The following is a 25,608-nucleotide window of genomic DNA, read 5'->3' on the forward strand; positions in this document are numbered from 1 at the left end:
ACGCAAACGGCCCCGTGTCCCTAACACGCCCCGGCCGGGGGCGATCCGGACGCGGCCGCCGGGTCCACAGGAGTCCGCGCCCCCGGCCCTCCCGCGCGCCTCAGCCCGCGGTGAGCCGCCGGGCCTCGTCGCTCAGCCGCTCGAGCATCCGCGCGCGCCAGCCCGCGACCGGGTCGTCGTCGGGAAGGAGCCCGAGCGGGCTGACCCCGCGGGCCCACAGGAAGGCGCCCATGACCACGAAGTCGGCGTAGAGCGGCGCCGCGCCGCCGAGGAAGGGCTGGCCCCGGAGCGTCGCCCGCACCGGCGACAGGGCGCGGCGGAACGACGCCAGCTGCGCGTCCGGGTCGGGACAGACCGCCTCCAGGCTCGTGCCGAAGCGCGCCTCCCGGCTCTCGCGGAAGTAGCGGCGGTCCGGCTCGTCGAGGTGGCGGTGGACGTCGAGGAGGATCAGGGGCACGAGCGCGCCGTGCAGGACGAGGTCGGTCCAGCCGACGGTGAAGCGCGTCAGGGCCTCGCCGGCGCCGCCGCCGAACAGCGAGGGCCGGTCCGGGTAGGCCGCCTCCAGGTAGGCGGCGATGGCGGAGGAATCCGCCACCGTCCGGTCGCCGTCGACCAGCACCGGCACCTTGTCGCTGCGCGCGAACGCGATGGCGTCCTTCTCGGTGAAGCGCCAGGGCCGGCCCTCGAAGGGGAGGCCCTTGTGCTCCAGGGCGAGGCGGATGCGCCAGCAGAACGGGCTGAAGCGGCGGTCCGGATCGGCACCGGCGAGCTCGTAGAGCGTGATGGCCATCGGGTCTCCTCGCTCGGTCTCGCGCCGGCGCGCCGGGCTGGTTTAGGCGCCGCGGCGGGGCCCGCCAAGCCGGGCCCGGCGGGCCCTGCCGCGGGCGCCCGGAGCCCCGTCGGGGGTTCCGGGCGCGTATCGGGTTCGGGAGCTCGAAGCGAGGCCGCGGCCCGATTGCGCGGCCGCCCGGCCGGTGGCATCCTCGCTCCATCGAGGAGATTCCGCGGCATGGCCAAGAACAGCGGCGAGGGCAGTCGAGTCGGCCCGGTGAAGGAGCGCGTTCAGATCAGAAATCCCGTCACGGGACATTACGTCAAGCTGGACACGACGACGGGCCGCATCCTCGAGCAGAAGAAAAGTCCCGGACCGTACAAAGGCGTCCGTGATCTGACCAACAAAAGCTGATGCCGCTCGTCTTCTCGCCGTTGACCGAGGCGGTGTTGAGCACGCCGCCCAAGACCCTGCTGCCGCGGCATGCCTTCGTGATGCGCCAGCTCGGTGAGCCGGCCGCCATCGACCTCGCGATGACGGAGGTGCTGACGGGGACGCTGGCCCGTCCGGGAGCGGCCGCGGGCAGTCTGGACACGTGGCCTCAGGCCGCCCGCACAGCGGCCTCAGGCCGCCCGGACGCGGCCTCAGGCCGCCCGGACCTCGGCCAGGAAGGCCGCGACGGCCGCGCTCATCGCCTCGGCCTGCCGGCCGAGGTCCCGGGTCGCGCCGGTCACCTGCCCGGCGATCGCCGAGGTGCCGCCCGCATCCTCGCGCACGCGCTCGATCAGGACGCCGATCTCGTCGGTGCCGGCCGCGACGTCGCGGGTGCTGCGGGCGATCTCCGCGGTGGCACCGCTCTGCTCCTCGACGGCGGCGCTGATCGTGGCGCTGGTCTCGCTGATGCGCGCGATCGTGGCGCGGATGCGCTCGATCGCCTGGACGGAGGCGCCCGCCACCGATTGCATGCCGGCGATCTGGGTCACGATGGCCTCGGTGGCCTGGGCGGTCTGCTGGGCCAGGGCCTTGACCTCGGCGGCCACGACCGCGAAGCCGCGGCCCGAGGCGCCGGCGCGCGCGGCCTCGATGGTGGCGTTGAGGGCGAGCAGGTTCGTCTGGGCCGCGATGTCGGAGATCAGCTTGACCACCGTGCCGACCTGCTGCACAGCGCCGGCCAGGGAGGCGACGGTTTGGGTCGCCTGCCGGGACTCGTCCACGGCGTCCTCCGCGATGGTGCGGGAGCGCGCCACCTCGCCGGCGATCTCCTGCACGGCGGCGCGGAGCTGGTGGGCCGACTGGGCCACCTGCCCGACGCCCGCGGAGGCCTGCGCCACGGCGGCCGCCACCGACGAGGCCGCGTCGGTGGAGCGGATTGCCGTCTCGGACAGCCCGTCGACCGTGCCGTCGAGGGTGCGGGCCTGGGCCGTGACGGCGCCCATGATCGCCAGCACGCGCCCCTCGAACGCGTCGGCCAGGGCCCCGGCAGCCTGGTGCCGGCTCGCGCGCTCGGCCGCCGCGTAGGTCTCGAGCAGCACCTCGAGATCGAGCCACGCGACCTTGTTCAGGGTGGCCCGCAGGGCCGCCAGCTCGGTGTCGCCGCCGAACAGGCGCCGCGCGGGCGCGTCGAGGCCGAGCTCGGCGCTGATCCCGGCCACCACCGTCGCGTGGCAGATCGCCACCGCGTAGGCCGGCACGCCGTGCTCGTAGAAGAGGGAGGCCAGCCGCTCGGCGGATGCCAGGAAGGCCGGGCCGAAATCGCCGCCCGCGGCCCGGACCCAGTGCGCTACCCGGGCCTCGTGCACCGCCGGCACGCTCAGCGCGCCCTGGATCTCGGGCCAGGCCGAGAAGCGCGCGTTCCACGCCTCGAGCAGCGCGGGAAGCCGCGTCTCGGCGAAGGCCGCGTGCCGGCGCAGGCGGGCGACGTCGGCCGGCGTGATGCCGAAGGTGGCGAAGCGCCGGCGCTGCTCGGGCGAAAGGCTCGTCTGTTCCATGGCTTGGTTGTAATTCCCTCTCAATACAACCATCGCTAGCAACCGCATAAGATTGTCTTAAAAACCGCTCCGTTTCGCTTCGGAGTAACGGCCCCTGTCGGGCGGGCCGGCGACTCGCCGTCCCGCCTTGCGGCAGCGCCGCCGGCCCCGGGCCCCTGCGGCGGGCCCCGGCGGCGAACCCCTTGCACCCGGCCGGGCACGGCCCTACTTTCCATCCTACAGGATGGTGGGCGGATGGCGTCATGAGCGGCAGCGTGCAGGAGCTTCGGCCCCGGACGGGCGACAGCGAGAAGATCACGATCAATCTCGGCTACGTCGACCTCGGCCACGTCGACCTGCTGGTGCGGGACGGGTTCTACTCCAACCGCACCGACTTCATCCGCACGGCCATCCGCAACCAGATCGAGCGGCACGCCGAGGCGACGCGCCAGTCCGTCGCCCGCAAGAGCGTCGAGCTCGGCCTGCGCCATTACGGGCGGCAGGACCTCGAGGCCGCGGTCGCGTCAGGCCAGCGCCTCCACATCCGGGTGCTCGGCCTCGCGACCATCGCGTCCGACGTCACCCCCGCGCTCGCCCGCGAGGCGATCGCGTCGGTCGAGGTGCTCGGCGCCCTGCACGCCAGCGCGGCGGTCAGGGACGCCCTGCGGGACCGCATGGTCTGAGGCCGCGGGAGGCCAGCCCCGGCCTCCGCCGCCCGAAGAAACGCCGGGAAACCCCAAGGCTCGATCCGGGCCGGCCCGCGCCGGCCGGCCCGTCCACCGCGGCCGCCCGCCGGCGCCGCCCCGGAGAGATGAACCCCATGCGCAACAGGCTGCTTCCCGGCGTCACCGAGGCGACCCGGCTCACCCGCGCCGGCCGCCTCGGCGAGGCGCTGGCCCTGATCCAGAGCACGCTCGGCGGCAGGCCCGCCCCGGCGACGGACGGCGAGCCCCGGGAAGCTCCCCCGCACGGGCGGGAGGCGCCGCGCCTCGCGGGTCCGGCCGCCGGAGCCGCCGGGACGCCCGCCGCCGGGCCGGCCCGCGCGGCGCCCGACCCGCTCGCCGCCGGCCTGCCCGAGGGGCTGCGCGACCTCGTGCGGCAGGTCGGCCGCACCCTCGGCCCGGCCCTCGACGACTGGCTCAAGCCGGAGCCCGCCCCGGCCGGCAAGGTCGCGCCCGGGGCGGGCCGCTTCCTGTCGGCGCGCTTCGCCAACGCCGCGGGCGAGCGCGCCTACAGGCTCTACGTGCCGGGCCGCTATCGCGGCCGGCCGGTCCCGCTCGTCGTGATGCTGCACGGCTGCACCCAGTCGCCGGAGGATTTCGCCGCCGGCACCGGCATGAACCACCTCGCCGAGGCGGAGACCTTCCTGGTCGCCTACCCGGCCCAGGCGGCGGCCGCCAACCACGCCCGCTGCTGGAACTGGTTCAGCACCGCCGACCAGGGCCGGGACCGGGGCGAGGCCGCCCTCGTCGCCGGGCTCACCCGGGCCGTCATGGAGGCCTACGCCGTCGATCCGCGGCGGGTCTACGTCGCCGGGCTCTCGGCCGGCGGGGCCGCCGCCGCCAACCTCGCGGCGGCCTATCCCGACCTCTACGCCGCGGTCGGCGTCCATTCGGGCCTCTGCGCCGGGGCGGCGCACGACCTGCCCTCGGCGCTCGCGGCGATGCGCCAGGGCGCGGCCGGCCCGCGGGCGCAGGGCGCCGCGATCCCCACCATCGTGTTCCACGGCGACCAGGACACGACGGTGCACCCGCGCAACGGCGCCCACCTCATCGCGGCGACCGGGGGCGCGCCCCTGCGCGAGGAGGCCGGGCAGGCGCCGGGCGGCCACGCCTGGCGCCGCAGCCTGTTCGGCGACGCGGCGGGCCGCCCCGCCTTCGAGCACTGGGTGATCCAGGGCTCGGGCCACGCCTGGTCGGGCGGCGACGCGGCCGGGAGCTACACGGATCCCCGGGGGCCGGACGCCTCGCGGGAGATGTGGCGCTTCTTCGCGGAGCATCCGCGCGAGGGATGAGGGCGGAGGTTGATCCCGCGCCCGCCCGGGCGCCGGGACGGGAGCCGGTGCGGCAGGGGAGAGCGGTCATGACGAAGGCAGTGCGGCTCGACGCGTTCGGCGGCCCCGAGGTGATGGGCCTCGCGGACGTCGACCTCCCGGAGCCGGGACCCGGCGAGGCGCGCCTGCGCCAGACGGCGATCGGCTTCAACTACATCGACGTCTACCAGCGCAGCGGCACCTACCCGCTGCCCCTGCCGACGGGCCTCGGCCACGAGGCCGCCGGCGTGGTGGAGGCGGTCGGGCCCGGGGTCACGCAGGTCCGCGCGGAGGACAGGGCCGCCACCATGAATGCGGGGCTCGGCGCCTACGCGACGGCCCGGAACGTCGCCGCCGACCGGCTGGTGCCGATCCCGGCCGGCATCGACGACGCGACGGCCGCGACCGTGCTGTTCAAGGGCCTGACCGCCCAGTACCTCCTGAGGAAGACCCACGCGGTCCAGCCCGGCGACCTGATCCTGGTCCACGCCGCGGCGGGCGGCGTCGGGCAGATCCTCGCGCGCTGGGGCAAGGCCCTCGGGGCCGAGGTCCTGGGCACGGCCGGGGGCCCCGAGAAGTGTGCCGCCGCCCGGGCGGCCGGCTGCGACATCGCCGTCGACTACACCCGGCCCGACTGGGTGGCGGCCCTGCTGGAGGCGACCGGCGGCCGCAAGGCCCGGGTGGTCTACGATTCGGTCGGCCGCGACACCTTCCTGCACTCCCTCGACTGCGCGGCGCCCCACGGCCTCGTGGTGGTGTACGGCGGCGCCTCCGGCCCGGCGCCCGCGATCGCGCCCGAGCTCCTGGGCAGGAAGGGCAACCTCTTCCTGACCCGGCCGTCGGTGTTTCCCCACAACGCCGACGCGGCCGCCCTGCGGGCGAACGCCGCCGAGCTGTTCGAGGCGGTGGCCCGGGGGACCGTGACCGTGCCGATCGGCGCCCGCTTCCCCCTCGCGGAGATCGCGGCGGCGCACCGCGCCGCCGAGGCGCGGGCGACCACGGGCGCCATCCTGATCGAGCCCTGAGGCGCCGCGCCGCTCAGCGGAAGTCGTTCGGGTCGAGCCCGTGGCGGGCGAGCTTGTCGTAGAGGGTCTTGCGGGGCGTCCCGAGGGCCTCGGCGGCGACCCGGACGTCGCCGCCCGCCATGATCAGTTCGTCGCGGATCAGGCCGCGCTCGTGGCGGTCCATCTGCTCGGCGAGGCTCGCGGCCCGGGCGGGCCCGGCCGCCGCGGGAGCGGCCGGCACGAGGCCGAGGGCGCAGCGCTCGGCGAAGTGGCCGAGCTCGCGCACGTTGCCGGGCCAGGCGTGCCGGCCGAGATGGTCGCGGATCGCCGGCGTCACCGGGGGCGGCGCGCGGTTGAAGCGGGCGGCGGCCCGGCGCAGGAAGTGCTCGAACAGGAGCGCGACGTCCTCGCGCCGCTCCCGCAGGGGCGGGATCGCGATCGAGACCACGTTCAGCCGGTAGTAGAGGTCGTCCCGGAAGGTGCCCTGCGCGGCGGCCTGGCCGAGGTCGATCTTGGTCGCCGCCACCACCCGCATGTCGACCGGCTGCACCGCGTTGGTGCCCAAGGGCTCCACCACCCGCTCCTGGACCACCCGCAGCAGCTTGACCTGGAGGCCGAGCGGCATGCTCTCGATCTCGTCGAGGAAGAGCGTGCCCCCGTCCGCGTGGGCGATGCGGCCGACCCGGCGCTTCAGCGCCCCCGTGAAGGCGCCGGGCTCGTGGCCGAACAGCTCGCTCTCCACCACGCTGTCGGGCAGCGCGCCGCAATTCATGGCGACGAAGTGGCCCTTGGCGCGGCGGCTCCAGCGGTGGAGCGCGCTCGCCACCACCTCCTTGCCGGAGCCGGTCTCGCCCAGGACCAGCACGTCGACGTCGGCCTGCGCCACGTCGCGCACGAACCGGCGCAGCTCCGTGATCGCCGGCGAGACCCCCAGGAAGGCGGGGTCCTCCGCCACGGCGGCGTCGAGGCTGGCGCGCAGCGTCCGGTTCTCCAGCACGAGCTGCCGGCGCTCGAGGGCGCGGCGCACCGAGGCGACGAGGTGCTCGGCCGGGTAGGGCTTGGCGAGGAAGTCGTAGGCGCCGGCGCGCATCGCCCGCACCGCCATGGTGATGTCGCCGTGGCCGGTGATCAGGATCACGGGCAGCTCGGGATCGGCCTCCTGCACGGCCGCGAACAGCCCGAGCCCGTCGAGGCCCGGCAGGCGCACGTCCGTCACCACGACGCCCGGGGGCGCCGCCACGATGGCCTTGAGGGCGCTCTCGGCGTCCGCGAACGCCTCGACCGCGAACCCGGCGAGGTCGAGGCTCTGGCGGTTGGCCCGGCGCACCTCCTCCTCGTCGTCGACGAAGACGATCCGGCCGGCGGCGCTCACGCGGCCGCCTCGGCGGACGCCGCGAGCGGCAGCTCGATCCGGAACAGCGCCCCGCCCTCCGGGCCGGACGCCGCCGCGATGGTGCCGCCGCACTCCTCCACGATGCCGCGGGAGATGGCGAGCCCGAGCCCGAGCCCGTCCGTCTTGGTGGTGAAGAAGGCGTCGAAGACCTGCCCCGCCGCCTCGGGCAGGCCGCCGCCGTTGTCGCCGACCTCCAGCACCGCCTTCTCCCCCAGGGTCGCCACCGCGACGGCGATGCGCGGCTCCGGCCGGCCCGCCACCGCGTCGAGGGCGTTCTGCAACAGGTTGACCACCACCTGCTCGAGGCGCGGCCCGTCCCCCACCACATAGGGTGCCGGCTCCGGGACCGTGAGGGCCAGCGCGACGCCGGGCAGCCGCACCTCCACCACCTCCAGGCTGCTGCGGATCACCGCGGCGAGGGAGACGGGCTCGCGGCGGCCCGAGGCGCGGCGCGCGAACCCCTTGAGCTGGCGCGTCAGGCCCGCGATGCGCTCGGTCAGCCGGCCGATGGCGGAGAAGTTCTCGGCGGCCTCGGCCAGGCGCTCGCGCTGGATCAGGACCGCGGCGTTGTCGGCGTAGGAGCGGATCGCCGCGAGGGGCTGGTTGATCTCGTGGGCCATGCTGGCGGCGAACTGGCCCAGGGCGGCGAGGCGCCCGGCATGGGCGAGCTCGCGCCCGAGGCGCTGGCGCTCCGCCTCGGCGCGGCGGCGCTCCGCGATCTCGGCCCGCAGCTGCCCGTTGGCGTCGGTCAGCGCCTGCGTCCGCTCCCGCACCCGCGCCTCGAGCTCCGCGTGCCGGGCGGCGGCCTCGGCGAGGTGCGCCCGCAGCCGGCGCCGGCGGCCGAGGAGCCGGGCGGCGCCGAGGACCAAGAGGCCGGCGAGCAGGCCCGCGATGGCCTGCGCCTGGCTGCGCTCGCGCGTCACCGCGACCCCGACCCGGGTCAGGGCGTGCAGGCGCCACTCCGTCCCGGGGAGCGGCGCGTCGAGGTGCAGGAAGAGCCGGGCCGGGTCGGTCCCGCCCGCCACCCGGGTGAGCCCGCCCCCCGAGGCGAGCGGGTGGAGCGGCAGCGGATCGAGGGGCGCGGCCCCGAACTCGAGCCGCTCGCGGATGCGCTGGCGCTCGTCGGCCGCGATCGGCCGCAGCGCGCGCAGCCGCCAGCCCGGCTCGCTCGCCACGAGGACGATGCCGCGGGGATCGGCCGCGAACACCGTCTCGCCGCCGGCGCGCCAGGCCGCCTCGATCGCGTCGAACTCGACCTTGACCACCACGGCGCCGGCGCCGCCGGCCCCCGCGACCCGGCGGCTGAGGTAGAGCCCCGGCCGGCCGCTGACGGTGCCGAGGGCGAACTGCCGGCCGCTCCCCTCCTCCAGCGCCTGCCGGAAGTAGGGCCGGAAGGCGTAGGATTCCCCGACGAAGCTCCCGGGCCGCCCGGCATTGCTCGCCGCCACCGTGGTGCCGTCCCGGCGGATGACGTAGATCACCGCGGCGCCGGAGGCCTCGGCGATCTCGGCGAGGCGGCCGCTCACCCGGGCGAGCAGGGCCGGGTCGGGCCCCTCCGCCACGGCGGCGGTGATCTCGGGATCCGTCGCGAGGGCCAGCGGCAGCGAGCCCTGCTTCTGCATCTCGCTGCGCAGGGCGGCGACGTGGAGCGCCAGGGTGCCGGCGGCCGTGCGCCGCAGGTCTGCGAGCGCCGCCCGCTCCGCGAGGCGCCCCGCCGCGAGCACCGCGAGCGCGACGGCGGCGAGCCCGACGAGCCAGGGCAGGAGCGGGTGCGCCAGGAGGCCGGCGAGGCGGGCCCGGCGGGGCGGCGCGCTCACGGCCGGGTCCCGGCAGGGCCGCCGGGCCCGCCCGGTGCGGATTTCCGCACTCCGCCCCGGACCCGCGTGCGGCGCGCCGCACCGGCCCCGCTCGGGGATCCCGCTGCCATCCAGAAATTCCTTTCTCTCACAACGTCTTAATAAAAACTTCATGCTCCCGGAGCGCTGGCACGGCGGTTGCCATCCCGCTGCCGGACCGCATTCCGGCGCGCCGCCGCGCCGCGAGGCCAACAGCAAGAGCGAACCCGCGAGCCCGGAAGGCCCGTGCGGCGCCACCCCGAACCCGCGATGAGCCCCAAGGGAGAGACGTCCGATGGCCTCGATACCGTCCCCGCTGACCGCGCCGCACGCGCCGCCGGCGCCCAAACCCCTCTACAGGACCCTGTACTTCCAGGTGCTGGTCGCGGTCGCGGCCGGGATCCTGCTCGGCCACTTCTACCCCGGCCTCGGGGCCGAGATGAAGCCGCTCGGCGACGCCTTCATCAAGCTCGTCAAGATGATCATCGCCCCGGTGATCTTCCTCACGGTGGTCTCCGGCATCGCCGGCATGACCAACCTCGAGAAGGTCGGCAGGGTCGGCGGCAAGGCGTTGCTGTACTTCCTGACCTTCTCGACCCTGGCGCTCATCGTCGGGCTGATCGTCGCGAACCTGCTCCAGCCGGGCAACGGCCTCCACATCGACCCGAAGTCGCTCGACCCGAAGGCCGTCGCCACCTACGCCGGCAAGGCCAAGGAGCAGAGCATCGTCGACTTCCTGATGAACGTCATCCCGTCGACCGCGGTCGGGGCGTTCGCGGGCGGCGAGATCCTGCAGGTGCTGTTCTTCTCGGTGCTGTTCGGCTTCGGCCTCGCCTTCCTGGGCGACCGCGGCAAACCGGTGCTCGACATCATCAAGGTGCTGTCGGAGGCGATCTTCGGGGTCGTCAACATCATCATGAAGGTCGCACCCATCGGCGCCTTCGGCGCCATGGCGTTCACCATCGGCAAGTACGGCGTCTCCTCGCTCGCCAACCTCGCCTACCTGGTCTTCGCCTTCTACCTGACGTCGGCGATCTTCGTGTTCGTCGTGCTCGGCGCGGTCGCGCGCTACAACGGCTTCTCCATCGTCAAGCTGGTCCGCTACATCAAGGAGGAGCTGCTCCTGGTGCTCGGCACCTCGTCGTCCGAGTCCGCGCTGCCGACGCTCCTCGACAAGATGGAGCGGGCCGGCTGCTCGCGCCCCGTCGTCGGCCTCGTGGTGCCGACCGGCTACTCGTTCAACCTCGACGGCACCAACATCTACATGACGATGGCGGCCCTGTTCATCGCCCAGGCGACCGACACCCCGCTCTCCCTCGGCGAGCAGGCGCTGCTGCTGCTCGTCGCGATGCTGTCCTCGAAGGGCGCGGCCGGCGTCACCGGGTCGGGCTTCATCACCCTCGCGGCGACGCTCGCGGTGGTGCCCTCGGTGCCGGTCGTCGGCATGGCGCTGATCCTCGGCATCGACCGCTTCATGTCGGAGTGCCGGGCGCTGACGAACTTCATCGGCAACGCCGTCGCCTGCATCGTGGTGGCGCGCTGGGAGGGCGAGGTCGACGAGGCCCGGCTCAAGGCGGCCCTCGACGGCGCGCCGCTCCCCCCGGCGGCGGTGCCGGCCCTCCAGGCGGCCGAGTAGGGCCCCGGCGGGCCCGACCGGGCCGGGCCGGGGAGCCCCCGGCCCGCGTCAGTCCCGCGGCGCGAAGCCCAGGGCCGCGCCGTTCATGCAGTAGCGCTGGCCGGTCGGGGCCGGGCCGTCGTCGAAGACGTGGCCGAGATGGCCCTTGCAGCGGGCGCAGTGCACCTCGGTGCGGGTCATGAAGAAGGAGCGGTCGGCCTCGGTCTCCACCGCGCCCTCGATCGGGGCGAAGAAGCTCGGCCAGCCGGTGCCGGATTCGAACTTGGTGGCGGACTCGAACAGGGGCTGGCCGCACCCGGCGCACACGAAGGTGCCGGCCCGCGTCTCGGCGTTGAGCGGGCTCGTCCCCGCGCGCTCGGTGCCGTGCTCCCGCAGCACCCGGTACTGGGCGGGCGAGAGGATGCGGCGCCACTCCGCGTCGGTGCGGGCGAGATCCCCGTCCGCAGCCTTCTCCGTGCTGAACACACCCATCGGCTTCTCCTCGCTCGCTCTCTCGGCTCGCTCTCTCGGGCTTCCGCCCTCAGATGGGGTGGCGCGCGCCGGCCCGCGAGGTGGCGGGTTGGCTCAGGGCCTCAGGCCGGGGCCCCGACCGTGTCGGCCATCCGGGCGCGGCGGGTGCCGAGGGGCTGCTCGGGGCCGACCGTGGTGTCGTGGACCGTCTGGTGCTCGATCTCCGCGTTGACCTCGCCGCCGAGCAGCACGATCGTCGCCGAGATCCAGATCCAAGTCATGAAGCCGATGACGGCGCCGAGGGAGCCGTACGTCTCGTTGTAGTTGCCGAAGTTGGAGACGTACCACGAGAAGCCGATGGAGCCGACGAGCCAGACCACGCCCGCGATGAGGCTGCCGGGCGTGACCCAGCGCCACTGCGCGAGGTCGCGGCTCGGGCCGTAGCGGTAGAGGAGCGCCAGGACGGCGAGCAGGATCGCGAGCAGGATCGGCCAGCGCACGAGGGCGACGTACCAGGCCTTGGGGCTGATGCTGATCCCGACCGTGCCGAGGAAGTTGAGGACCACCGGCAGCACCACGATGCCGAAGAGGGCCACGACCACGAACAGGAGCGCGCCGACCGTGAAGGCGAGGGAGCGCAGGTTGAGCTGGATGAAGCTGCGCTTCTCGTCCTCCTCGTAGACGATGTTGAGCGCGTCGAACATCGCCTTCATGCCGGCATTGGCGCTCCAGAGCGAGATCGCCAGGCTGGTGAAGAAGGTGATCCCGAGCGTGGTGCCGCCCTTGGCGGTGATGCGCTTGACCTGCTCGCCGATGATCTCGAGGGCGCCCGACGGCATCACGCCCTGGAGCAGGGCGAGGTGGTCGTTGATGGTGGCCGGGTCGGTGAAGAGTCCGTAGAGCGAGACCAGCGCGGCGATCGCCGGGAAGAGGGCGAGCAGGGTGTAGAAGGTGACGCCCGCCGCGACCGAGAGCACCCGGTCCTTCTGGAACTCGAGGTAGACCCGGTAGAGCACGTCCTTCCAGCCCTTGCCGGGGATCTCGGTCGGGGTCGACGCCTTGCGGCCGCGGTCGCCCTCGGTGTCGGCGACCCGCTGGGCCGGGCGCCCCGAGTAGGACTTGGCGCCGCCGCCGAGGTGCTTCGTCGGGTCGGGCGGTCCCTCCGGCACCGGCGCGAGCCGCCGCGCCGTGACGAGGCGCACGAGGGCGAGGCCCAGGAACACGGTCCAGATGGCCGAGGTCACGCCGCCGGACGGCGCGGGGGCAGGATGGGATTCGGGCGGCATCGCGGTACACCGGGGATCGAGGCCAGACTCACAAGCGTGAGCAGTCCCGGTCACAACGTCGCGTCGCGGAGGGTCGTTCCGGACAAGCTCCCGCATCGCGGAAATGGCGCCGGGGCAAGGACTTGCCGGCCCGGAGGACTCGCCGGCCCGGAGGACTTGCCGGCCCGGGCGGCGGCCCGGCGCCCGCGCCTCAGGCCGCGGCGCTGTCGCGGCTGAGGCTGAAGAGCAGGTCGGAGAAGCGGTCGCCCTGCACCAGCACGTGGGCCCGCAGGCGCTCGGCCGCCAGGGACTCGTCCCCCGCCAGGATCGCCTCGACGGCGCCGGCGTGCTCGGCGAAGGACTGGCCCAGGCGGTTGCGGGCGCGCAGCTGGATGCGTCGGAACGGGGCCAGGCGCCGGCTCAGCGCGGAGGCCTGCTCGCACAGGAACCCGTTGCGCGAGGCCCGGTAGATCACCGCGTGGAAGACCGCGTTCTCGGCATAGTAGGCGGTGGTGTCCTGGCTCTCGGCGGCGAGCCGGCAGGCCTCGAGCGCGGCGGTGAGGGCGGCCTGGTGCTCGGGCGTCAGGCGCCGCGCGGCGAGGCGGCCGCACGACGCCTCGACCTCCGCCATGGTCTCGAACATCTCGAGCAGGCGCGCGGGATCGGGCGTGCTCACCACGGCGCCGCGGCGCGGCTTGACCTCGATCAGGCCCGTCACGGCGAGCTGGAGCAGCGCCTCGCGGATCGGCGTGCGCGAGACGCCGAAGCGCTCGGCGAGCTGGACCTCGTCGAGCCGGTCGCCCGGCCGCAGGACGCCGTCCACGATCTCGTCCTCGATCGTCTGGCGCAGCCGCTGTGCGTGATTCATGGCCAACCCCGACCGGACCTCCACCCTTATGCTTAGTATGCACCCGGGTTGACAAAATATACAAGGTGCTGCTTCCTGACGGTCAAGAACCCGGGGGTTGCACAATCCGATGGCGCCATCTCGCACGAGCGGGGCCGCCGGGACCCCGACGGAGGAACACGCCATGACGCTCACCCGCCGCTCCCTCGTGGCCGCCGGCCTCGCCGCCCCCGCGCTCCTGACCCTCGGCCGCGGCGCGCGCGCCGCCACGATCCTGAAGCTCTCGCACCAGTTCCCGGGCGGCACGATCGAGGAGGGCGATTTTCGCGATCGCATGTGCCGCAAGTTCGCGCTCGCCCTGAAGGAGCGCTCGAAGGGCGCCCTCGAGGTCCAGGTCTATCCCGGCTCGTCGCTGATGAAGACCAACGCCCAGTTCAGCGCCCTGCGCAAAGGGGCGCTCGACATGAGCCTCTATCCCCTGCCCTACGCCGGCGGCGAGGTGCCGGAGACCAATATCGGCCTGATGCCGGCCCTGGTGACCTCCTACGCCCAGGCCATGGCCTGGAAGAGCGCCCCGGTCGGGCGCAAGCTCACCGAGATCCTGCTGTCGAAGAACATCGTCCTGGTGTCGTGGGTCTGGCAGGCCGGGGGCGTGGCGAGCCGCGAGCGCCCGCTGGTGCGCCCGGAGGACGCCCGGGGCCTCAAGGTCCGGGGCGGCTCGCGGGAGATGGACCTGATGATGAAGGCGGCCGGCGCCGCGACCCTCAGCCTGCCGTCGAACGAATCCTACGCCGCGATGCAGACGGGCGCCTGCGACGCGGTCATCACCTCCTCGACGAGCCTGATCTCGTTCCGGCTCGAGGAGCTGTCGAAGTCCCTCACCTCGGGCCGGGGCCGCTCCTACTGGTTCATGCTCGAGCCCATCATGATGTCGAAGCCCCTGTTCGACGGCCTGCCCAAGGACCAGCGGGACCTGATCATGGCGGTGGGCGCCGAGCTCGAGGGCTTCGGGCAGGACGGCGCCAAGGCCGACGACACCCGCGTCGAGCAGATCTTCGCCAAGGCCGGCGCCAAGGTCGAGACGCTCGACGAGGCCACCCTCGGCAAGTGGCGCGACATCGCCCGCGAGTCGGCCTGGAAGGACTACGCCGCCAAGTCGAGCTCCTGCGCCGAGATGCTCAAGCTGGCGGAGGCGGTCGCGTGAGCCACGCCTTCGACGCGGCCTCGGCCGCCGCCGCGCCGGAGCGCGCGGCCGCCGCGGCCCGGCCGCCGGGGCTGCTCGGGGCGATCGAGGCCGCCATGCGGGGCCTCAACCGGCTGATCCTGCTGCTCGGCGGGGCGGCGCTCGTCGCGGCCTGCCTGGTGCTCTCCTACAGCGTCGTGGTGCGCTACCTGCTCAAGGTCCCGACCGAGTGGCAGGACGAGACGGCGGTGTTCCTGATCGTCGGCGCGACCTTCCTGTCCGCCGCCGCCGTGCAGGCGCGCCGGGGCCACGTCGCCATCGAGGCCGTCACCGGGCTCCTGTCGGCGCGCGCCAACCGCGTCCGCCTGATCGTCGCCGACCTCGTCAGCCTGCTGTTCGTGGCCTTCTTCGCCTGGAAGAGCTGGACCCTGCTGCACGAGGCCTGGATCGACGGCCAGATCTCGCAATCCACCTGGGGCCCGCCCCTGTGGATCCCCTACGGCCTGATGTCGGCCGGCATGACGCTCCTGAGCCTGCAGCTCCTGCTCCAGCTCGCCGAGGCCCTGGCGCGCGGCCCCGGCGCCGCGGGCTTCGCCGACCCCAAGATCGGGCTGGCGGCCGACCTCAATCCCGGCCTGCCGCAGGCCGAGCTCAATCCCGGCCTGCGGCAGGCCGAACTCGATTCCGGCCTGCCGCAGGCCGGCCCCGGGCGCGAGCCGCCGCGGAAAGGACCCGCCCGATGAGCACGACCGTCGTCGGATTCCTGTACGCGGGCGCGACCCTCGGCGCGATGCTGGCCGGCATCCCGATCGCCTTCGCGCTCGGCGCGGTGGCGCTCGCCTTCATGCTCGCCTTCATGCCGGGCGCCTCCCTCGATACGGTGGCGCAGAACGTCTACGAGGAGATGGCCTCCATCACCCTCCTGTCGATCCCGCTCTTCATCCTCAAGGGCGCGGCGATCGGGCGCTCGAAGGCGGGCCAGGACCTCTACTCGGCCATGCACGCCTGGATGCACCGCATCCCGGGCGGCCTCGGCATCGCCAACGTGTTCGCCTGCGCGCTGTTTGCCGCCATGGCGGGGTCGAGCCCGGCCACCTGCTCGGCCATCGGCTCGGCCGGCATCCCGGAGATGCGCCGGCGCGGCTACTCGGGGGGGTTCGCCGCCGGCATCATCGCGGCGGGGGGCACCCTCGGCATCCTCCTGCCGCCCTCCATCACCATGATCCTGTACGCGGTCGCGGCCGAGCAGTCGCTCGGCCGGCTCTTCCTCGCCGGCATCGGCCCGGGCCTCCTGCTGGTCGGCCTGTTCGCCGCCTACGCGGTCTGGCGCTTCCGGCGCGAGTTCGCCCGCGCGCGGGCCGCCTACGCCACGGGCGGTCCCTCGCACCCGATCCTGGCGCAGGACCGCTACTCGATGGCGGAGCGCTTCTCGACCCTGCCGCGGGTGCTGCCCTTCGTGATCCTGCTCACCGGCGTGATGGTGGCGCTCTACGGCGGCTACGCCACGCCCTCCGAGACCGCGGGCCTGGGCGGCCTCCTGGCGCTCGCCCTCATCGCGGCGATCTACGGCGTCTGGCGGCCGCGGGACATCGACCCGATCCTGACCGCGACGCTCCGGGAATCCACCATGCTGATGCTGATCATCGGCATGTCGCTGCTCTACGCCTACGTGATGAGCTACCTGCACATCTCCCAGGCCGCCGCCGCCGCGATCGTGGCGATGCAGCTCTCGCCCTGGGTGCTGCTCGCCACCATCCTGCTCCTGGTGATCGGGCTCGGCTTCTTCCTGCCGCCGGTCTCGATCATCCTGATGACGGCGCCGATCATCCTGCCGCCCCTCAAGGCGGCGGGCTTCGACCTCGTCTGGTTCGGCGTCGTGATGACCATCACGATGGAGATGGGCCTGATCCACCCGCCGGTCGGCCTCAACATCTTCGTGATCAAGAACATCGCGCCCGACATCCCGCTCTCGGAGATCATCTGGGGCACCCTGCCCTTCGTGCTCCTGATGGCGCTGGCGGTGGTGATCCTGTGCGTGGCGCCCGGCATCGCCCTCTGGCTGCCGGACCTGCTCCTGCCGACGATCAAGTAGAGGCGCGGCATGCCCGACACGCCCCGGGGCGCCCCCCCCGCGCGACGCCGTGCCGCCCGCAACGGGCTGGGGACGGCGGCTGCGCGCGCCCTCGGCGTCCCGGGACAATCCCCATATTCGACAAGGCGCGGGCGCGGCAGGAGACTTGCCCCGTCGGCGCCGGCGGCACGGACTTGAGCAGGGCGACATGGCGGCGATCTCGTTCCTCGGCGACCTCCTCCAGAGCATCTCCGACCGGGGCCGCGGGCTGATCGCCTTCGGCCGCAGCGACGCGCTCGCCAGGGCGAGCGTGCCGGACCTGGTCAAGCTCTGCGAGGACCTCATCTCCCGGCGCGGCGAGGCCTCCGGGGTGGCGCTCGCGCGCATCATCCTCGACCGCTACGCCACGTTCTCGGGCGAGGAGCGGCACGACTTCCTGCGCCGCATCGCGCTCGATTTCGGGGCCGACCACGCCGGGGTCGAGAGCGCCATCGCGGCCTACCGGACGGCGCCCTCGCGGGCGGCCCTCGGCCACCTGCACGAGGCGGCCGAGCCGCGCTCGCAGGAGCTGATCCGCCGCCTCAACCTCGCCCGCGACGGCACGATCGCCCTCGTGCGGATGCGCGAGGACCTGTTCTCGCTGCGCGACGCCGCCAAGGTGCCGCAGCGCGACGCCGGCGGGCGCGCCGGCACGCCCGACCCGGCCCTGGCGGAGGCCGTGGAGAGCCTGGATTCCGACTTCGAGCACCTGTTCGCGTCGTGGTTCAACCGCGGCTTCCTGGTCCTGCGCCGCATCGACTGGACCACGCCCGCTCACATCCTCGAGAAGATCATCCGGTACGAGGCGGTGCACGCGATCTCGGGCTGGGACGACCTGCGCCGGCGCATCGAGCCGCCGGACCGGCGCTGCTTCGCGTTCTTCCATCCCGCGCTGGTCGACGAGCCGCTGATCTTCGTCGAGGTGGCGCTGACGACGGGGATCGCCTCGGCCATCGGCCCGATCCTCGCCCACGAGCGCCAGCCCCTCGCCTCCCGGGAGGCGACGGCGGCGATCTTCTACTCGATCTCGAACTGCCAGCGGGGCCTCGCCGGGGTCACGTTCGGCAACTTCCTGATCAAGCAGGTGGTCGAGGACCTCTGCCGCGAGATGCCGGCGCTCAAGACCTTCGTGACGCTGTCGCCGGTGCCGGGCTTCCGCGCCTGGCTCGACCGCGAGCGCCGGGCCGACGCCCCCCAGGGGCTGACGCGCGAGGACGTCGAGACCCTGCGCCTCCTCGACCAGCCCGACTGGCACGCCGACAAGGCCGCGGCGGACGCCGTGCGCAAGGCCCTGCTGCCGGCCGCCGCCTACTACTTCCTGCGGGCCAAGACCCCGCGCGGCAAGCCCGTCGACCCGGTGGCGCGCTTCCACCTCGGCAACGGCGCCCGGCTCGAGCGCCTGAACTTCCTCGGCGACGTCTCGCCGAAGGGGGTCGGGCAGGCCTACGGCCTGATGGTGAACTACCTCTACGACCTCGGCGCCATCGAGAAGAACCACGAGACCTACGCCAACCTCGGCACGGTCTCGGCCTCGATCACGGTCAACCGCGAGCTGCGCCAGAACCTGCCGCCCGCCCGCGCGGTCGCGCTGGCCGAGACGTAATCCCTCGAAGGTCTTCACGAGGCCCGACCCCATGTCCAACCACTTCTTCGACCTCGTCCGCTCCCGCCTGCCCGCCGACCCGGCCGGGCGCCTCTTCCTCGAGACGCCGGAGGGCCTGCGCTGGAGCTACGCCGACCTCGTCGCCGCCTCGGGCCGCTACGCCGCCGCGCTCGCGGGCCTCGGGGTGAGGCCGGGGGACCGGGTCGCCGTGCAGGTCGAGAAGAGCCCGGCCGTGATCGCGCTCTACCTCGGCTGCGTGCGGGCGGGCGCCGTCTTCCTGCCCCTCAACACCGCCTACACCCCGGCCGAGATCGCCTACTTCCTGGGCGACGCCGAGCCGGCGCTGTTCGTCTGCGACCCGGCGCGGGCCGGGGAGCTCCGGTCGGTGGCCTCGAGCGCCGGGGTGGCGCAGGTCGGCACCCTCGACGCGGCCGGCGAGGGCACCCTGGCGGCGGAGGCGGCCGGCCAGACGGGCGACTTCGCCGACGTCGCCCGGGCGGGCGACGACCTCGCGGCGATCCTCTACACCTCGGGCACCACGGGCCGCTCGAAGGGCGCGATGCTGACCCACGACAACCTGGCCTCGAACGCGCTCACCCTCGTCGCGTACTGGCGCTTCACCGCCGACGACGTCCTGATCCACGCGCTGCCAGTGTTCCACACCCACGGGCTCTTCGTCGCCACCAACACGGTGCTGATGGCGGGCGCCGCCATGATCTTTCTGCCCAGGCTCGACGCGCCCCTGATCCTGTCCCTGATGGGGCGGGCCAGCGCCCTCATGGGCGTGCCGACCTTCTACACCCGCCTGCTCAAGGAGCCCGGCCTGACGCGGGAGGCCGCCCGCGGCATGCGCCTGTTCGTCTCCGGCTCGGCGCCGCTCCTCGCCGAGACCCACCGCGCCTGGCAGGACCGCACCGGCCACCCGATCCTCGAGCGCTACGGCATGACCGAGACCAACATGAGCACCTCGAACCCCTACGACGGGGACCGGGTCGCCGGCACGGTCGGGTTCCCGCTGCCGGGTGTCTCCCTGCGGGTGGTCGATCCGGAGAGCGGAGAGCCTCTCGGCACGGACGCGGTCGGGATGATCGAGGTGCGCGGCCCGAACGTGTTCAAGGGCTACTGGCGCATGCCGGAGAAGACCGCGGCCGAGTTCAAGGCCGACGGCTTCTTCATCACGGGCGACCTCGGCAAGGTGGACGCGCGCGGCTACGTCCACATCGTCGGGCGCGGCAAGGACCTCATCATCACGGGCGGCTACAACGTCTACCCCAAGGAGGTCGAGGCCGAGATCGACGGGCTGCCGGGGGTGCTCGAATCGGCGGTGATCGGGCTCGCCCACCGGGATTTCGGGGAGGGCGTCACCGCCGTGGTGGTGCCCCGCGGGGACGCCCGCCCGAGCGAGGCCGAGATCCTGGGCGCCCTCCAGGCCCGGCTCGCCAAGTTCAAGCTGCCCAAGCGCGTGCTCTTCGTTGACGAGCTGCCCCGCAACACCATGGGCAAGGTGCAGAAGAACCTGCTGCGGGACGCCCACAAGGACCTGTACGGCGTCTGACGGCGGCCGGGGGCGGCCGCGCCCCCTCAGCCGCCCTGGAACATCCCGTGCGGCGCGAGCGCGAAATGCCGCTCGTAATCCGGCTCCAGCGTCTCCCAGGGCATCAGCACCACGCCGTGCATCGGCGGGGTGCCGCCCGAGAGGGAGCCGAAGCGCCGCAGGATCAGCGCCAGCTCGTAGGCCGTGATGTCGGGCTTGGGCACGAACTTGTAGAAGTGCGTCTCGTTGTCCATCCGGTCGCCGCCGATGCTCTTCAGCAGGGTTTCGAACATCGCGGGCACTCCCGGCCTGGTTCCCGGGCGCAGGCCTCTGCGCCGGACGCCGACATTATGAACCGGGACGCCGCGACCGCAATCTATACGCCAGTATGTCAGGCGTCGCCGAGCGGGCCGCACCAGCCCGGCAGGTAGCCGGCCTCCTTTCCCCGCGCGAGGGACAGGGCCTCCTCGAGGGCGGCGGAGAAATCGCCCTCGACGGACTTGCGCTTGATGCGCCGGCGCAGGAAGTCCGCCCACAGGAACTCGCTGAACGGCGTCGTGTCCTTGGCGAAGCCCCCGGCCCGGCGCAACTCGCCCGCGAGGCTGCGGAAGGGATCGTCGGCGAGGTCCCCGATGCGCTTGGGCAGGTCGCCGATGCCGCGCCGCACCCCCTCCGGGTCGTAGGGATGGACCCAGGCGCGGTGGTCGGCCACGACCCAGAACGCGTCCTTGTCGAGGGCGTGCAGGTCGGCCACCACCGTGGTGAGGACGTGCTCCACCCCCTCCTCCGCCAGGGCCCGGGCGAGGTGGTGGTGATCGATGACGTAGCGGCGCTTCTTCGGCCCGAGCAGGACCGGGATCATGTGGGAGCCGAGGAACGCCGCGCGCTCCGCGTCCGGGATCCGGCGCCAATGCCGGCGCTTCGCCTCGACCTCCCGGTAGCCGACCGTCATCTGGGTCGGCCTGAGCTCGGCGATCGGGACGGAATGGAGAAGGGGCTCCCGGACGGTCATGCGAGGCTCGGCGGTTGGGGCAGGATCCCCGAGCCTCGGGCGCCGGGGCCGTCAGCGTCAAGGCGCCGGCCGGCGGCCGAGGCCGTCCGGCCTAGCACGGCGGCGCCGCCTCGGACCGGACGGCCTAAGACCAGCCCCGGCACGGGCCGCTAAAACCTTGCCGAGCGCCGGATTTCGGTGAGTATCGGGGGGCGGCGCCGGCCCGCCGACCATCGCACCGCCTTGACTCGCCTCGGCTTTGCTCATCAAGACACCGCCGGTCCGGCGGAGCCGGGAGCGGCCGCCGGGGACCCGAGGAGAGGCGCGATGGCCTTGCGCGGCGGAGCGAGCGGCGTCACGGAATTGACGCAGGGTCGGGTCAGAGAGGCGAACGCTCCCGCGGCGGGCCCGGCGCGCCGCGCCGGCGGCGCGGGACCCGGGCTTGCTCGGGGCCCGGCGATCCTGGTTCGATAGGCGGTCGGTCGCGGCATGGACACCAACAACCCCCTGGTCTCGGAGGCGACGACGCGGCGGCGGCGCGGGCGCGGCGCGCTGCTGCTCGTGCTCGTGCTCGTGCTCCTCGCCGCCGGCGCCGGCGCCGCGCTGCTCGCCGGGTACGGGTCCGTCCTCGCGCCGCTGCGCGACCGCCTCGCCGCCCTCCTGGGGGAGGCGGGCGGCCCCGCCCCGGAGGCGCCGGCCGCCCCCGACGCGGGCCGCGAGCGCGTCTTTCGCCCGACGAAGCAGCAGCGGGCCGGCTTCGTGATCGAGACGGTCGAGGCCCGCGAGTTCCGGCCCGAGGGGTTCGCGGAGGGGCGCATCACCGTCAACGAGGACGACAACGTCCCGGTCTACACGCCCTACGCGGGCCGCGTCACCCGGGTGAACGTGCGGGCCGGGGAGCAGGTCAAGGCCAGGGACGTCCTGTTCACCATCGAGGCCGCCGACATGGTGCAGGCCGAGAACGACTACCAGGCCGCCCTCAACGCGCTCGCCAAGGCCGCGGCCCTGCTCAAGCTCAACCAGACCGTGGCGGCCCGCCTCCAGGAGCTCTACCAGGCCAAGGCCGTGGCCCTGAAGGACTGGCAGCAGGCCCAGAACGACGTCATCGCGGCGACGAGCGACCAGCGCTCGGCGGAGGCGAGCCTCCAGGCGGTGCGCAACCGCCTGCGCATCCTCGGCAAGTCCGACGCCGAGATCGACGCCTTCGCGCGGAGCGGCACGATGAGCCCGGAGACCGAGATCCGGGCGCCGATCGCCGGCACCATCGTCCAGCGCAAGGTCGGGGTCGGCCAGTACCTGGCCTCCGGCAGCGACGCGGCCTTCATCATCGGCGACCTCTCGACCGTCTGGCTCGTCGCCAACGTGCGCGAGAGCGAGGCGCCGCGGATCCGGGTCGGGCAGGAGCTCGAAGCCCACGTCCTCGGCTTCCCCGACCGGGTGTTCAAGGCCCGCATCGCCTACATGGCGGCGGCCTTCGACCCGGCGACCCGGCGCCTGCCGGTGCGGGCCGAGGTCGACAACGCCGAGGGCCTGCTCAAGCCCGAGATGTTCGCGACCTTCACGATCCTGACCGGGCGCGACGAGCGCGCCCCGGCGGTGCCGGCCTCGGCGGTGGTCTACGAGGGCGCCCGGGCGCACGTCTGGGTCGAGCGGCCGGACGGCGCCATCGAGGCCCGCCGGGTCCGCCTCGGCCTCACCGGCGGCGGGGTCGTGCAGGTCGTCGAGGGGCTGGCGGCGGGCGACCGGGTCGTGACCCGCGGCAGCCTGTTCATCGACCGCGCCGCCACGGGCGACAAGCCGTCGTGACGCCCGCACCGGACCGCGCCGCGCCATGAACCGCCTGATCGACTTCGCCCTGCGCCAGCGGGTGCTGGTGGTGCTGCTCTTCGCGGCGGTGCTCGCCATCGGCTACGGCAGCTTCCGCCAGCTCAACATCGAGGCCTACCCGGACCCGGTGCCGCCCCTCGTCGACGTGATCACGCAGAGCTCCGGCCAGTCGGCCGAGGAGATCGAGCGCTACATCACGATCCCGCTCGAGGTGCAGCTCGCCGGCATCCCGAACGCCACCGTGGTGCGCACCATCTCGGTGTTCGGCCTCTCGGACGTGAAGATCCAGTTCACCTACGACTTCACCTACTACGAGGCGCTCCAGCGGGTCCTCAACCGGCTCTCGCAGCTCGCGCCCCTGCCGGGCAACGCCCAGCCGCAGATCTCCCCGACGAGCCCGATCGGCGAGATCATGCGCTACAAGGTGGTGGGGCCGGAGGGCTTCTCCACCACAGACCTCAAGACCCTGCAGGACTGGGTGCTCCAGCGCCGCTTCAAGGCGATCCCGGGCGTCGTCGACGTCACGGCCTTCGGCGGCAAGACCAAGGAGTTCGAGGTCGCGGTCGACCTGCGCAAGCTCCAGGCCCAGGGGCTGACCCTGGTGCAGCTCGTCAGCGCCCTCAACAACTCGAGCACCAACGTGGGCGGCCAGACCCTCAACGTCGGCGAGCAATCGGCGGTGGTGCGGGGCATCGGGCTGATCCGGGACGTGGAGGACATCCGCAACACCATGCTGACGCAGGTGGGCGGGGTGCCGGTGCTGATCCGGGACGTGGCGGAGGTGCAGGTCAGCAACGCGCCCCGCCTCGGCATCGTCGGCCACGACCGCGACGGCGACATCGTCGAGGGCATCGTGCTGCTGCGCCGCGGCGGGCAGAGCCTGCCCACGATCCGGCGGGTCGAGGCGGAGATCGACAAGATCAACGGCAGCGGCATCCTGCCGCCGGGCGTCCAGATCGTGCCGATCTACGACCGCAGCGCCCTCATCCACACCACCACCCACACGGTGCTGCACAACCTGGTGTTCGGCGTCGTGCTGGTGTTCCTGGTGCAGTGGCTGTTCCTCGGCAGCCTGAAGAGCGCCATCATCGTGGCGGCCACGATCCCGTTCGCCCTCGGCTTCGCCATCACCATCATGGTGGCGCGGGGCGACTCGGCGAACCTCCTGTCGCTCGGCGCGATCGATTTCGGCCTGATCGTCGACGCCACGGTGATCATGGTGGAGAACATCTTCCGCCACCTCGCCGAGCACCAGGGCACGGGCCCGCGCGGCGGCGCGGTCAAGCTCCGGCTGGTGGCGACCGCCGCCCACGAGGTCAACCGGGCGATCTTCTTCTCCGCCTCGATCATCATCGTGGGCTTCCTGCCGCTCTTCACCCTGACGGGGGTCGAGGGCCACATCTTCGGCCCGATGGCCAAGACCTACGCGTACGCGCTGATCGGGGGCCTGCTCGCCACCTACACGGTGTCGCCGGCCCTGAGCGCCATCATCCTGCCCAACCACGTGGAGGAGCGCGACACCTTCGTGGTCAAGGGGCTGCGGGCCATGTTCCGGCCGCTCCAGCGCTTCACGCAGGCGAACCGGGTCCTGACCGTCCTGGCGACGCTCGCGGTGCTCGGGGCGACGGGCGTCGGCATCCGCTCCCTCGGCCTCGAGTTCCTGCCCAAGCTCGAGGAGGGCAACCTCTGGATCCGGGCCACCATGCCGGCCTCGATCTCCCTCGAGGCCGGCAACCCCTACGTCGAGCGCATACGCGCCCTGATCGGCTCCTACCCGGAGGTGACCACGGTGGTGTCGCACCAGGGCCGGCCCGACGACGGCACCGACGCCACGGGCTTCTTCAACGTCGAGATCCTGGCGCCCCTGAAGCCCGCCGACGAGTGGCGCCCCGGCATGACCAAGGAGAAGCTCGTCGACGCGATGTCGGCGCGCCTCGCGGCCGAGCTGCCGGGCGTCGAGTTCAACTTCTCGCAGTACATCCAGGACAACGTCCAGGAGGCCGCCTCGGGCGTGAAGGGCGAGAACTCGGTCAAGATCTACGGCACCGACCTCGCCGAGCTCGCCCGCACCGCCGACGACATCAAGGCCGCCCTCGCCACCGTGCCGGGCGTGACGGACCTCGCGGTCTTCACCTCCCTGGGCCAGCCCACGGTGCGCATCGACATCGACCGCGCCCGGGCGGCGCGCTACGGCCTGACGCCGGGCGACATCGCCACCACGCTCCAGGCCGCGATCGGCGGCCAGACCGCGGGCGACCTCTACGAGTACGGCAGCGACCGGCACTTCCCCATGCGGGTGCGGCTCGCGCCCGAGTACCGCCGCTCCCTCGAGACCATCCGCAACATCACGGTGGGGGCCGCCACCCCGAACGGCGGCGTCGTGCAGGTCCCGCTCACCGAGATCGCGCGGGTCGAGCTCGTCTCGGGCGCCGCCTTCATCTACCGGGAGAACCAGGAGCGCTACATCCCGGTGAAGTTCAGCGTGCGCGGGCGCGACCTCGGCAGCGCCGTGCTGGAGGCGCAGGCCCGCGTCGCCGAGGCCGTGCAGATGCCGGCGGGCTACCACCTCGAGTGGGTCGGCGAGTTCAGCAACCTCCAGGGCGCGATCGAGCGGCTGAAGCTCGTGGTGCCGCTCACCATCGCGCTGATCGCGCTCCTGCTCTACGTCAACTTCGCCTCGCTCACCGACACGCTCCTGACCCTCAGCGTGATCCCGATGGCGCTCATCGGCGGCATCTTCGCCCTCGTCGTCACCGGCACGGCGTTCTCGGTCTCGGCCGCGATCGGCTTCATCGCGCTGTTCGGCATCTCCACCATGGAGGGCGTGATCCTGCTCTCCTACTGCAACCAGCTCCTCGACCAGGGCTGGGCCCGGGCTCAGGCGATCCGGCACGCCGCCGACGTGCGCATGCGGCCCGTGATGATGACCTGCGTCGCCGCCTGCGTCGGCCTGCTGCCGGCGGCGATCTCCACGGGCATCGGCTCGCAGGTGCAGAAGCCGCTCGCGCTCGTCGTGGTCGGCGGCATCCTGCTCGCCCCGATCCTGATCCTGGTGGTGCTGCCGGTCCTGATCGCGGCCTTCTCGCGCCACCGCGTCCGCACGGCGCCTGTCGCCCCCGCGCGACAGCCCGAGCCGGCCGAATAGGCTATGCAGCCCGG

General features: G+C 73.3%; 21 protein-coding genes. 12 read left to right on the top strand and 9 right to left on the bottom strand.

The window, feature by feature from the left end:
* Window positions 1–100 precede the first annotated feature (100 nt).
* Window positions 101–790 carry a glutathione S-transferase family protein gene (locus DT057_RS14280; RefSeq protein ID WP_128562771.1) on the bottom strand — a complete coding sequence of 230 codons (690 nt, stop codon included), beginning with the start codon at window positions 788–790 and terminating at the stop codon, window positions 101–103.
* A gap of 219 nt (window positions 791–1,009) precedes the next feature.
* Between DT057_RS14280 and DT057_RS36155 the strand changes: the two genes are divergently transcribed.
* The gene (locus DT057_RS36155; RefSeq protein ID WP_203236278.1) at window positions 1,010–1,186 is read left to right on the top strand and encodes a hypothetical protein; all 177 of its coding nucleotides are present in this window, start codon (window positions 1,010–1,012) and stop codon (window positions 1,184–1,186) included.
* Between the two features lie 230 nt (window positions 1,187–1,416).
* Here DT057_RS36155 and DT057_RS14285 read toward each other — a convergent pair whose 3' ends face one another.
* Window positions 1,417–2,760 (bottom strand): globin-coupled sensor protein, encoded by a 1,344-nt coding sequence (locus DT057_RS14285; RefSeq protein ID WP_128562772.1) that lies wholly within the window; start codon window positions 2,758–2,760, stop codon window positions 1,417–1,419.
* A 242-nt stretch (window positions 2,761–3,002) separates the two neighbouring features.
* Between DT057_RS14285 and DT057_RS14290 the strand changes: the two genes are divergently transcribed.
* From DT057_RS14290 to DT057_RS14300, 3 genes are all read left to right on the top strand, one after another.
* The gene (locus DT057_RS14290; RefSeq protein ID WP_128562773.1) at window positions 3,003–3,422 is read left to right on the top strand and encodes a CopG family transcriptional regulator; all 420 of its coding nucleotides are present in this window, start codon (window positions 3,003–3,005) and stop codon (window positions 3,420–3,422) included.
* A gap of 137 nt (window positions 3,423–3,559) precedes the next feature.
* On the top strand, window positions 3,560–4,753 hold the full coding sequence (locus DT057_RS14295) for an extracellular catalytic domain type 1 short-chain-length polyhydroxyalkanoate depolymerase (RefSeq protein ID WP_128562774.1): 1,194 nt from the start codon (window positions 3,560–3,562) through the stop codon (window positions 4,751–4,753).
* 68 nt (window positions 4,754–4,821) lie between these two features.
* Window positions 4,822–5,796, top strand: coding sequence for a quinone oxidoreductase family protein (locus tag DT057_RS14300; protein WP_128562775.1), 975 nt, complete (start codon window positions 4,822–4,824; stop codon window positions 5,794–5,796).
* A 13-nt stretch (window positions 5,797–5,809) separates the two neighbouring features.
* Here the strand turns inward: DT057_RS14300 and DT057_RS14305 are convergent, their stop codons facing one another.
* Both DT057_RS14305 and DT057_RS14310 read right to left on the bottom strand, forming a co-directional pair.
* The gene (locus DT057_RS14305) at window positions 5,810–7,147 is read right to left on the bottom strand and encodes a sigma-54-dependent transcriptional regulator (RefSeq protein ID WP_128562776.1); all 1,338 of its coding nucleotides are present in this window, start codon (window positions 7,145–7,147) and stop codon (window positions 5,810–5,812) included.
* Window positions 7,144–8,946 (bottom strand): sensor histidine kinase, encoded by a 1,803-nt coding sequence (locus DT057_RS14310; RefSeq protein WP_407068114.1) that lies wholly within the window; start codon window positions 8,944–8,946, stop codon window positions 7,144–7,146. The genes DT057_RS14305 and DT057_RS14310 overlap by 4 nt, the downstream gene beginning before the upstream one ends.
* Window positions 8,947–9,298: 352 nt before the next feature.
* Here DT057_RS14310 and DT057_RS14315 point away from each other — a divergent pair, with 352 nt between their 5' ends.
* Window positions 9,299–10,639 (top strand): dicarboxylate/amino acid:cation symporter, encoded by a 1,341-nt coding sequence (locus tag DT057_RS14315; protein WP_128562778.1) that lies wholly within the window; start codon window positions 9,299–9,301, stop codon window positions 10,637–10,639.
* 48 nt (window positions 10,640–10,687) lie between these two features.
* On the opposite strand, the gene msrB is transcribed toward DT057_RS14315, so the two are convergent.
* The 3 genes from msrB to DT057_RS14330 form a co-directional block, all read right to left on the bottom strand.
* Window positions 10,688–11,110, bottom strand: coding sequence for a peptide-methionine (R)-S-oxide reductase MsrB (gene msrB / locus DT057_RS14320; RefSeq protein WP_128562779.1), 423 nt, complete (start codon window positions 11,108–11,110; stop codon window positions 10,688–10,690).
* 101 nt (window positions 11,111–11,211) lie between these two features.
* A complete protein-coding gene (locus tag DT057_RS14325) occupies window positions 11,212–12,375 on the bottom strand; it encodes a YihY/virulence factor BrkB family protein (protein ID WP_128562780.1) in 1,164 nt (387 codons plus the stop codon).
* A gap of 190 nt (window positions 12,376–12,565) precedes the next feature.
* Window positions 12,566–13,222, bottom strand: a complete 657-nt coding sequence (locus tag DT057_RS14330) for a GntR family transcriptional regulator (protein ID WP_128562781.1) — start codon at window positions 13,220–13,222, stop codon at window positions 12,566–12,568.
* A 163-nt stretch (window positions 13,223–13,385) separates the two neighbouring features.
* Between DT057_RS14330 and dctP the strand changes: the two genes are divergently transcribed.
* From dctP to DT057_RS14355, 5 genes are all read left to right on the top strand, one after another.
* Window positions 13,386–14,405, top strand: coding sequence for a TRAP transporter substrate-binding protein DctP (gene dctP / locus DT057_RS14335; RefSeq protein WP_128562782.1), 1,020 nt, complete (start codon window positions 13,386–13,388; stop codon window positions 14,403–14,405).
* Window positions 14,402–15,127 carry a TRAP transporter small permease gene (locus DT057_RS14340; RefSeq protein ID WP_128562783.1) on the top strand — a complete coding sequence of 242 codons (726 nt, stop codon included), beginning with the start codon at window positions 14,402–14,404 and terminating at the stop codon, window positions 15,125–15,127. Before dctP ends, DT057_RS14340 begins: the two co-directional genes overlap by 4 nt.
* Complete coding sequence (locus DT057_RS14345; RefSeq protein ID WP_128562784.1) at window positions 15,124–16,476, top strand: TRAP transporter large permease; 1,353 nt, start codon at window positions 15,124–15,126, stop codon at window positions 16,474–16,476. Before DT057_RS14340 ends, DT057_RS14345 begins: the two co-directional genes overlap by 4 nt.
* A 187-nt stretch (window positions 16,477–16,663) precedes the next feature.
* Window positions 16,664–18,097 (top strand): malonyl-CoA decarboxylase, encoded by a 1,434-nt coding sequence (locus tag DT057_RS14350; RefSeq protein WP_128562785.1) that lies wholly within the window; start codon window positions 16,664–16,666, stop codon window positions 18,095–18,097.
* Window positions 18,098–18,128: 31 nt separating this feature from the next.
* Window positions 18,129–19,652 (top strand): malonate--CoA ligase, encoded by a 1,524-nt coding sequence (locus DT057_RS14355; protein ID WP_128562786.1) that lies wholly within the window; start codon window positions 18,129–18,131, stop codon window positions 19,650–19,652.
* 26 nt (window positions 19,653–19,678) lie between these two features.
* Here the strand turns inward: DT057_RS14355 and DT057_RS14360 are convergent, their stop codons facing one another.
* Window positions 19,679–19,924: a hypothetical protein gene (locus tag DT057_RS14360; protein WP_128562787.1), complete on the bottom strand. Its 246-nt coding sequence runs from the start codon at window positions 19,922–19,924 to the stop codon at window positions 19,679–19,681.
* Window positions 19,925–20,022: 98 nt separating this feature from the next.
* Window positions 20,023–20,643, bottom strand: coding sequence for a ParB-like protein (locus tag DT057_RS14365; RefSeq protein ID WP_128562788.1), 621 nt, complete (start codon window positions 20,641–20,643; stop codon window positions 20,023–20,025).
* Between the two features lie 468 nt (window positions 20,644–21,111).
* Here DT057_RS14365 and DT057_RS14370 point away from each other — a divergent pair, with 468 nt between their 5' ends.
* Together DT057_RS14370 and DT057_RS14375 are read left to right on the top strand one after the other, a co-directional pair.
* Window positions 21,112–22,428 carry an efflux RND transporter periplasmic adaptor subunit gene (locus DT057_RS14370; RefSeq protein ID WP_128562789.1) on the top strand — a complete coding sequence of 439 codons (1,317 nt, stop codon included), beginning with the start codon at window positions 21,112–21,114 and terminating at the stop codon, window positions 22,426–22,428.
* A 25-nt stretch (window positions 22,429–22,453) separates the two neighbouring features.
* The gene (locus DT057_RS14375; protein ID WP_128562790.1) at window positions 22,454–25,594 is read left to right on the top strand and encodes an efflux RND transporter permease subunit; all 3,141 of its coding nucleotides are present in this window, start codon (window positions 22,454–22,456) and stop codon (window positions 25,592–25,594) included.
* The last annotated feature ends 14 nt before the right edge of the window (window positions 25,595–25,608 follow it).

It is taken from the genome of Methylobacterium crusticola (assembly GCF_003574465.1).
Classification (GTDB): Bacteria; Pseudomonadota; Alphaproteobacteria; order Rhizobiales; family Beijerinckiaceae; genus Methylobacterium; species Methylobacterium crusticola.